The organism is Longimicrobiaceae bacterium, from assembly GCA_036375715.1.
Classification (GTDB): domain Bacteria; phylum Gemmatimonadota; class Gemmatimonadetes; order Longimicrobiales; family Longimicrobiaceae; genus DASVBS01.
Window position 1 is genome coordinate 93,040 of record DASVBS010000004.1, and the last position, 8,672, is coordinate 101,711.

11 protein-coding genes are annotated in these 8,672 nt (G+C 68.0%); all 11 read left to right on the top strand.

Going from position 1 to position 8,672, the window contains the following annotated elements; translation table 11 throughout:
• Window positions 1–79 precede the first annotated feature (79 nt).
• The 11 genes from VF167_00530 to VF167_00580 all read left to right on the top strand — a co-directional run bounded on the left by VF167_00530 (window position 80) and on the right by VF167_00580 (window position 8,386).
• Window positions 80–541 (top strand): tetratricopeptide repeat protein, encoded by a 462-nt coding sequence (locus VF167_00530; GenBank protein HEX6923883.1) that lies wholly within the window; start codon window positions 80–82, stop codon window positions 539–541.
• Window positions 534–875, top strand: coding sequence for a divalent-cation tolerance protein CutA (cutA, locus tag VF167_00535; GenBank protein HEX6923884.1), 342 nt, complete (start codon window positions 534–536; stop codon window positions 873–875). Before VF167_00530 ends, cutA begins: the two co-directional genes overlap by 8 nt.
• Window positions 872–1,513 (top strand): tetratricopeptide repeat protein, encoded by a 642-nt coding sequence (locus VF167_00540; GenBank protein ID HEX6923885.1) that lies wholly within the window; start codon window positions 872–874, stop codon window positions 1,511–1,513. Before cutA ends, VF167_00540 begins: the two co-directional genes overlap by 4 nt.
• Before the next feature lie 162 nt (window positions 1,514–1,675).
• Complete coding sequence (locus VF167_00545; GenBank protein ID HEX6923886.1) at window positions 1,676–2,452, top strand: 3'(2'),5'-bisphosphate nucleotidase CysQ; 777 nt, start codon at window positions 1,676–1,678, stop codon at window positions 2,450–2,452.
• 26 nt (window positions 2,453–2,478) lie between these two features.
• A complete protein-coding gene (locus tag VF167_00550) occupies window positions 2,479–2,691 on the top strand; it encodes a hypothetical protein (GenBank protein HEX6923887.1) in 213 nt (70 codons plus the stop codon).
• A 92-nt stretch (window positions 2,692–2,783) separates the two neighbouring features.
• On the top strand, window positions 2,784–3,521 hold the full coding sequence (locus tag VF167_00555; GenBank protein HEX6923888.1) for a YebC/PmpR family DNA-binding transcriptional regulator: 738 nt from the start codon (window positions 2,784–2,786) through the stop codon (window positions 3,519–3,521).
• A gap of 57 nt (window positions 3,522–3,578) precedes the next feature.
• Window positions 3,579–4,121, top strand: coding sequence for a crossover junction endodeoxyribonuclease RuvC (gene ruvC, locus VF167_00560; GenBank protein ID HEX6923889.1), 543 nt, complete (start codon window positions 3,579–3,581; stop codon window positions 4,119–4,121).
• Window positions 4,118–4,699, top strand: a complete 582-nt coding sequence (ruvA, locus tag VF167_00565) for a Holliday junction branch migration protein RuvA (GenBank protein ID HEX6923890.1) — start codon at window positions 4,118–4,120, stop codon at window positions 4,697–4,699. Before ruvC ends, ruvA begins: the two co-directional genes overlap by 4 nt.
• A 76-nt stretch (window positions 4,700–4,775) precedes the next feature.
• A complete protein-coding gene (gene ruvB / locus VF167_00570) occupies window positions 4,776–5,831 on the top strand; it encodes a Holliday junction branch migration DNA helicase RuvB (protein ID HEX6923891.1) in 1,056 nt (351 codons plus the stop codon).
• 20 nt (window positions 5,832–5,851) lie between these two features.
• Window positions 5,852–6,901: a tRNA preQ1(34) S-adenosylmethionine ribosyltransferase-isomerase QueA gene (gene queA, locus VF167_00575; GenBank protein HEX6923892.1), complete on the top strand. Its 1,050-nt coding sequence runs from the start codon at window positions 5,852–5,854 to the stop codon at window positions 6,899–6,901.
• 30 nt (window positions 6,902–6,931) lie between these two features.
• Entirely contained in the window at window positions 6,932–8,386 is a 1,455-nt protein-coding gene (locus tag VF167_00580; protein ID HEX6923893.1) for a PAS domain S-box protein, read from the top strand.
• The last annotated feature ends 286 nt before the right edge of the window (window positions 8,387–8,672 follow it).

An 8,672-nucleotide genomic window follows, 5' to 3' on the forward strand; every position in this document is an offset into this window, starting at 1 on the left:
TGGGGCCAGGCGGCCAGGCGGGCGGCGCGTCTTCGGGCCGTGGGCCCCCGCACCTTCCATGCACTGCCGCGAAGGCCCTATGTCCTGGTGGCGAAAGCTGATCTCCGGCGACTCGGATAGCGGTTCTGAGGAAACGGACTACTACACTGAAGGGACGGATCTACTCCGCCAGGAGAAGTACCACGAAGCTCTGACATCCTTCCGCCTCGCGTTGCGCGAGGCCCCCAGCGATACGGACGTACTCCAGCAAATCGCCGTAACGTACACACACATCGGCATGACCGATGAGGCGATGCGGACCTACCGCCGGGTGCTGGAGTTGAAGCCGCACGCCTCCGGAGCCCACTACGGGCTCGCCTTCCTGCTGCTGCAGCGAGGGAACGTCGATGACGCGGTGGCGCACCTCCGGGCGTTCCTCGCCCATCCGCCCAGAATTCCGGAAGCCGCGCGACACATCGCGCACGCGCGCGCCAAGCTCGCGGAGCTGACCGGGGAGGCGGAGGACGAGATCGTTCCCGAAGTCCCACCCGAGAATGGATGAAAGCTCGCAGCCGATAGCGCTGGTCCTGACTACTCTGGCCAACGAGGAGCAGGCCAGAGACCTTTCCCTGCGACTTCTCGCCGAGCGGCTGATCGCCTGCGGAAACATCGTCCCGGGTGTTACCTCCCTCTATCGCTGGGAGGGGCGGCTCGAGCAGGCGGGTGAGGTGCTGCTCGTCATGAAGACGAGAGCGGAGCTGGTGGAACGGCTTCGTGACCGGGTGAACGAGCTTCACCCGTACGAAGTGCCGGAAGTCGTGGCCCTCGAGGCGAGCGACGTGGCCCCGGCCTATGCGCGCTGGGTTCGGCACGAGACTATCGAGGTGAAAGGATGATGGATCGCAGTAAGCGTGGTTCGAAGCCGCAGCACGGGAAGGAGGGGGAGAGCGTGGAGGCCGGGCTGGAGACGACACCCGCGCCGGCGGCAGGTGTCACATCCGCCGTTCCGGCCGCCGAGGCAGCGCCGCCCCGTGCCACCTCCCGGGCGGAGGAGCTGCTGGCGCGCGGTGACTATGTCGGCGCCATCGAGCAATACAACGCGGTCCTGGGCTCCAACCCTGAGGACGTGGAGGCGCTGCTCGGGCTGGGCACCGCTTATCTGGCACAGGGGCAGTACGATCCCGCTGAGCGGGAGCTTCGCCGTGCGCTGCGAGTCGCCCCGAACCGGGTGGACGTCCACTATCAGCTCGGCCTCACCCTCTTCCGCCGCGGCAACTACGCGGCCGCCGCCGGGCAGCTCCGGCGGGTGGTGGAGCTCGACCCGGACCATGCCTCGGCACACATCTTCCTGGGCGAGGCGCTCAACCACACCGGCGACGGGGAGGCCGCGATCGAGGCCCTGGAGACCGCGATCCGGCTTCAGCCTGAGAGCGGCAAGGCATTCTACGCCCTGGGGATCGCATACGACCGGAAGGGTCAGCCGGAGCGCGCGGCCGAGATGTACCGACGCTCGCGCGAGGTCGGAGGCCGCTGATTCACAGCACCCGTTGCGTGGCTTCCATTGCCCGCCCCCGTGCCGGTGAGGTCCGGGGGCGGCTCATTTGTGGGGCGGAGCCGGTAGCATCTCCTTCTGGATGCTGGTAGCGCCCGGTAAGCTCGTCGGACATCTCCTCTTCTTTTTTGAACATCTGCAGCGATGGCCGCACTGCCCGATCCCAGGGAAGATCTCGCGCTGGCAGTCGACGCCGTGCGGACGGCGGGGGCGGAAGTGCGCGCGCGGTTCGGCATCCGCGGAGAGGTTCGCTTCAAGAGCGCCGACCAGCCGGTCACCGAGGCCGACCTGGTGGCGAACGAGGTGCTGCGCACGCGCCTGCTGGCTGCGCGGCCCGACTACGGGTGGCTCTCCGAGGAAACCGCGGATTCGGTCGATCGGCTGCAGCGCAGGCGGGTGTGGGTGGTGGACCCGATCGACGGGACGAACTCGTTCGTGGCGGGCATTCCCGAATTCGTGGTGAGTGTCGGCCTGGTGGAGGACGGGGTCGCCATCGTGGCGGCGGTGTACAACCCGGTTACGGACGAGCTCTACGAGGCCCGAAGGGGGGAGGGAGCGCGCCGGTCGGGCGTGCCCATCCACGTGGCGCCGCCGCCAGACGATGGCGAGAAGCCCGTACTGCTCGCTTCCCGCTGGGAGGTCCGGGCCGGGCGCCTGGCCGAATATGCGGAGGGCTGGCAACTGAAGGAGATGGGAAGCACCGCCTACCGCATGTTGAAGGTGGCCGACGGATCGGCGCACGCCTTCGTGAGCCCGGCGTACAAACACGAATGGGACGTGTGTGGCGCCGCCCTGGTGGTGGAGGAGGCTGGCGGATGCGTGACCCGCGGGGACGGGAGCTCGTTGCGCTATAACCTCCCCAACCCACGGTTCGCAGGGATCAGGGTCTGGAATCCCCTGGTGGAGCTGGGGCCGCCCTGACGACTCGCGCCCGCGGACGAGCAACCATGTGGGGAGTCCTGATCATTGCTGGAGGCGTCCTGGCCTTCGGGCTCGGTATCTACATCGGCCTCGGCGCGCCGGGCTGGCCGGTGCCGCCGGAGGCACGTCCGCGTCGGCTCGAGAAGCGCGCGCTGAACCCTCTCGCCCGGGGACGGATCACGGGGCGGGAGCGCCTTTCCCCTCGCCACTTCGACGAAGGAAGGCGCCGCCCGCGCTGAGCGATGCCGCGTTGCCGGTCTTCCTCGCCACGGCTATATTTGCGCACGACCGGAGCCGATCCGAACCACCGCCGAGAGACCGGAGGCGCCCGATGGCAGGGCACAGTAAATGGAAGCAGATCAAGCGGAAAAAGGCAGTCACTGATCAGAAGCGGGCGTCCCAGTGGACGAAGATCATCCGCGAGATCACAGTGGCGGCCAAGCTCGGCGGGGGCGATCCCGACGGCAATCCGCGGCTCCGGCTGGCGATCGAGAACGCCAGATCGGCCAACATGCCGAACGATAACATCGATCGGGCGATCAAGAAGGGCACCGGCGAGCTCGAGGGGGTGGAGTACCAGGAGGTCTCCTACGAGGCTTACGGTCCGGGCGGCATCGCCATCTACATCGAGGCCCTGACCGACAACCTGAACCGCACCGTTGCCGACATCCGCCACGTTCTCTCCAAGAACGGCGGGAACCTCGGGCAGAGCGGATCGGTGGCCTGGATGTTCGACCTCAAGGGGCAGATCGAGATCGGCAGTCGCTACGACGAGGCTCAGCTGCTCGAGGCGGCGCTCGAGGCCGGCGCGGAGGACATGGAGACGGACGAGGACGGGTATACCGTTTACACCGACCCGAGCCATTTCAACGCGGTGCAGGAGGGGCTCCGCGCCGCGGGAATCGAGTGGGAGAGCGCCGAACTCGCGATGGTCCCCAAGACGCTGGTTGCGGTGGAAGGGGATGAGGCCTCCAAGCTCCTCCGTCTCCTCGAAGCCCTCGAGGATCTCGATGACGTCCAGAAGGTGTGGACGAACGCTGACATCGACGAGTCGCTGGTCGAGGCGTGATCCGACCGCTGGCCGCGAGACCTCGCGGCTTCGTTCCGCCCGAAACGGCATGAAGGCTTGATCGTCCTCGGCATCGATCCCGGAACGGCCGTCACCGGATACGGGGTGGTCACCCGTGCCGGCGACGGCCTTCTGTCACTGCGGGAGTGCGGAGTGATCCGCACCTCCGGCCGTGCGCCTCTCCCCGAGCGCCTGCGGGAGATCTTCGAGGGGGTGTCCGAGCTCCTCGACCGTCATTCCCCGGATACGGTCGCGGTCGAGGGGGTGTTCTATGGCAAGAACGTGCGGACGGCGGTGGTGCTGGGGCACGCTCGGGGCGCCGTCCTGGTCGCGGCATCGATGCACGACGTACGGGTGGCGGAATATCCTCCGTCGGAGGTGAAGAACGCGGTGGTGGGGGCGGGTCGGGCCACCAAGGATCAGGTGAGCTTCATGGTGCAGCGGCTCCTGCGGTTGCGGGAGCCGCCCCGGCCGGACGACGCCGCGGACGGCGTCGCGGTGGCGCTCTGTCACCATTTCCGGGGTAGCGCCCCGGGGGCGGACAGGTCGCCCCTGTATCTCTCGCCGGGCAGCCTCCAAGCCCGCCGTCGGGCGCCATGATCGCCCGCATTCGGGGGACCCTGCTCGTCCGGGAATTCGATCGCGTGGAGGTGATGACCCCTGGTGGGGTCGCCTACGAGATCGCCATTCCCCGGAGTGCATACGAGAAGCTTCCCTCGGTGGGCGGCGAGATCGAGCTGCGCACGGTGCAGGTGGTCCGGGAGGATGCGGTGCTGCTCTTCGGGTTCACCGACGAGTCGGACCGGGTGGTGTTCACCCGCCTGCTCACCGCCTCGGGAGTCGGCCCACGGCTCGCGTTGGCGATGCTGTCGGCGCTGTCCGCGCCGCGGCTCGTGCGGGCGATCCGCGAGCGAGACATCAACGCACTTACCACCGTGCCGGGAGTCGGGAAGAAGACGGCGGAACGGCTCTCGCTCGACCTCGCGAGTCGCCTGGATGACATCGCCGTGGCCGCCCCCGCCGCGCGCGGGCCGGCCGTGGAGGAGGCGCTCCGGGCGCTGACCGTGCTCGGATTCGCCCCGGGAGATGCCGATCGCGCCCTGCGCGAGGCGCTCGAGGAGGGCGAACCGGGTGACACGCAGGACCTCATCCGGGCGGCGCTGCTGCGCCTGCGCTGAGGGCTGACGAACCCGCTGCCGTGCGCGGTGTACAGCCGGTCGTCCGAACAAATGCCGTAACTCCGGCACGCTCCGCATGTCGAAATCGACCCGGCCAGAGATCACCACTCCCGAGGCACTCTCCGACGATCAGGGGAGCGAGCTGAGCCTGAGGCCCCAGCGGCTGCAGGAGTTCATTGGCCAGCCGAAGGTGAAGGAGGCGCTGCGCATTGCCATCGAAGCGGCGCTGCAGCGACGTGAGCCTCTCGACCACATGCTGCTGTACGGTCCGCCGGGTCTGGGAAAAACGACCCTGGCGATGCTGCTGGCGCGTGAGATGGGGGTGAACATCAAGGTCACCTCCGGGCCCGTGCTGGAGAAGCCGGGGGACCTCGTCCGGGAGCTCACCAGCCTGCGCGCGGGAGACATCCTCTTTATCGACGAGATCCATCGCTTACGGCCGATCATCGAGGAGTTTCTCTACCCGGCGATGGAGGACTACCGCATCGACGTGCGCCTGTCGGATGGGCCCAATGCGCAGATGATCTCCATGCCGGTCGAGCCCTTTACCCTGATCGGCGCCACCACCCGCTTCGGGCTTCTCACCCCGCCCATGCGCGCCCGCTTCGGGATCGTGCAGCGGCTCGACTACTATCCCGTGGAGCATCTCGCATTCATCGTGCGGCGCTCGAGCGAGATCCTGGGGGTGGAGGCGACCGCGGAGGGAGCGGAGGAGATCGCCCGACGCTCGCGCGGCACGCCCCGTGTGGCCAACCGGCTGCTGAGGCGCGTGCGGGACTACGCGCAGGTCCGCGCTGACGGCGTGATCGACCGGGAGGCGGCCGATGCGGCGCTGCAGATGTTGAACGTGGACGAGTACGGGCTGGACGAGATGGACACGCGCGTGCTCAAAGCCTTGATCGAGAGCTTCAACGGGGGGCCGGTTGGGCTGGGTACACTCGCCGTGGCGATCGGTGAGGACGCCGGTACGCTGGAAGAGGTTTACGAGCCGTTCCTCATCCAGAACGGACTGCTGATGCGAACGCCCCGCGGGCGGATGGCCACTGCGCGCGCCTATCGCCGCTTCGGTTACACCCCGCCGGTCGACGCGCGGTCGGGAGACGGCGGGCAGGCGTCGTTCTTCGAAGCGTAAGCGGCCGGGGCGGAGCACACGTGGAAGAGGAGCGAGACTGGAAGACCGACGATTTCGACTATGAGCTGCCGGAAGAGCTCATCGCGCAGTCGCCGGCAGAGCGGCGCGACCAGAGCCGGCTGCTGGTAGTCGATCGGAAGTCCGGGACCTTTCAGCACCGCGTCTTCGCGGACCTGGTCGATCTCATCGCGCCCGGTGATGTCCTGGTTCTCAACGAGACGCGCGTCTTTCCGGCCCGGTTGAAGGGTCGGCGGAGTGGGGGAGGGGAGGCGGAGGCCCTGCTGCTTCACCCTGCCGCCGACGATCCGGACCTCTGGCTTGCGATGGTGCGTCCGGGCGCCAAGCTGCGGGCGGGCCGCACGGTGTTCGTCTCTGACGAGCTGGCGGTGGAGATCGTGACGCAGCTCGAGAGCGGCGAGCGTCTGGTGCGCTTCCTCACCGATCTCCCGCTGGAGGAGGCGCTGCAGCGTTACGGCGAGGTGCCACTCCCTCCCTACGTTCGCCGCCGCGCAACCGAGGAGGATCGCGAGAGGTACCAGACGGTTTACGCCCGCGAGCGCGGGTCGGTGGCGGCCCCCACGGCAGGGCTTCATTTCACTCCCGAGCTGCTAGATCGAATCGTCGCCCGCGGGGTAGAGATCGCACGGCTCGTACTGCACGTGGGACCGGGCACCTTCCGGCCGGTGGAGGCGGAACGGCCGGAGCAGCACCGGCTGCACAGCGAGTGGTATCGGGTGACGGAAGAGGCGGCCCGTACGATAAACGCCGCACGCGCCGCCGGCGGCGCCGTCTGGGCCGTGGGTACCACCTCCGTGCGCACCCTCGAGACCGTGGCCGATAAAGCGGGGGTAGTGCGGGCAGGTGAGGGGTGGACGGACATCTTCATCCGACCTCCGTACCGATTCCGTGCGGTCGATCGGCTGGTGACCAACTTCCACCTCCCGCGCTCCACCCTTCTGATGCTGGTGAGCGCGTTCGGCGGTCACGAGCTCGTGCTCCGCGCCTATAGTGAAGCGGTGCGTCAGCGATACCGTTTCTATTCTTATGGGGACGCGATGGCGATCCTCTAAGCTCCGAAGTCCTCCTCTGATCCACCCAGTGTGACAACCACATCCGAAGGCTCGGCGGTGGAGCACCCGCTCCAGCCGGTGGACATCCCGGGTGACGAGCTGATCCTGACGCTGCACGAACCGGTGCTCGTGCTGGATGCGGCGCTCCGCGTGCGCGTCGCCAACCCGGCTTTTCTCCTCGAATTCGGTCTCTCCTCCGATTCGCTGACGGGTAACTCGGTGTACTCGATCGCGAACGGAGCGTGGGGTACCGCCGAGGTTCGAGAGCTCCTGGAGAAGGTGGTGCCCACCCGCGACCTGGTAGAGGATCACCTGCTCGAGCTGCCGGGGCAGGGGCCGTTCGGCGCAGGGTACCGGGTCAACGTCCGGCCGCTGCGGACGGGCGCTAACCAGTTGCAGTGCCTGATCCTCGCCTTTCGTAGAGAGATCCCTCCGCGGGAGGCGCCGGAGGAGGGATCCGATTCCCTGCGGGTGCTGGCGGCCGAGCACGGGTCCGACATCGTGGTGCTCTACGACACCACCGGCCGCTGCGTCTATCTCGGTGCGGCCGCCGCGCGTGTGCTCGGCTACGAGCGGCGTGAGTGGATGGCCCTGACCGCGTGCGAACTGATCCATCCTGACGACCGGGAAGCCTTCTTCGCCCGGCTCAGGCCCCAGGAGGGGCGCCCACCGGTCGTGCAGGCGATCGCCCGGGCGCGCCGCGCCAATGGGGAGTATTCCTGGCTGGAGGTTACCGCGCAGCGGGTCGAACACGCGGTCGAGGGGGAGCTGGTGCACGCCGCCCTGCGGGACGTCACCCAGCGCAAGCGGGCTGAGGACGCCCTGCGCTGGCTGAGCCGGCAGACGAAGCTCATCCTCGACACTGCGGCGGAGGGGATCTTCGGCGTCGACACGCTGGGAACGGTGACCTTCGCCAATCCCGCCGCGGCTTCGATCCTCGGGCGGCACGTCGAGGACATGATCGGCAACAGCTATCGCCTGTTCGCGGGGCGGACAGGGCCGGTGGGGGAGGAGGGGAGTGGTCCCGAAGACCAGATCGGCCTCACCCTGCGCGATGGTCGGTCACGCACCGTCCCGTGGGCCGAGTTCCGGCGCTCTGGGGGTGATGCGGTGGCCGTGGAGTTTACCTGCAGCCCTGCCCGGCAGCATGGCCGCGTGGTGGGCGCCGTGGTGACCTTCCGCGACGTCTCCGACCGTGTCCGCACCGAGGCGGCGATCCGCCGGACCGAGTGGGGTGCCGCCGTCAGCAGCACGGTGCAGGCTTTCCGGCACGAGATCAACAATCCGCTGTCGGCGCTGCTCGCGGGCGTACAGCTCCTCGAGATGGGCGGCAACACGCCGGAGGAGGAGCGCGAGATGATCGCCTCCGTCGGCGCCCACGCCCGCCGCATCCGGGATGCCGTGCGGCGGCTGACGATTGCGCCGCCGGAGCCGGCGGACAAGCCGGAAGACAAGGAGACAAGGGGACAGGGAGACGAGGAGTGACAAGGTGACAAGGTGACAGGTGACGGCTCGAACGGGGGAATTCTTCCTTCCTCCTTTCCAGATGTCGGCGGCCCTCAACGCCGGTCAACTCCACCCCACCGGGCCTGCTGAACGACCGGCCACATGGTTAACACTTTAGACCGGCCACATAGGTAACAGTCCACACCTGTGAGGGTGTGCGCTTCTCCGGTCGTGCAGCCGGCGGATAACCTTTTCTTGCTCGCTAAGTTGCCCGACGTAGACCGGTCCAAAGTAGAGATTGAACACGCCTTCGCTCGTGTGTTCC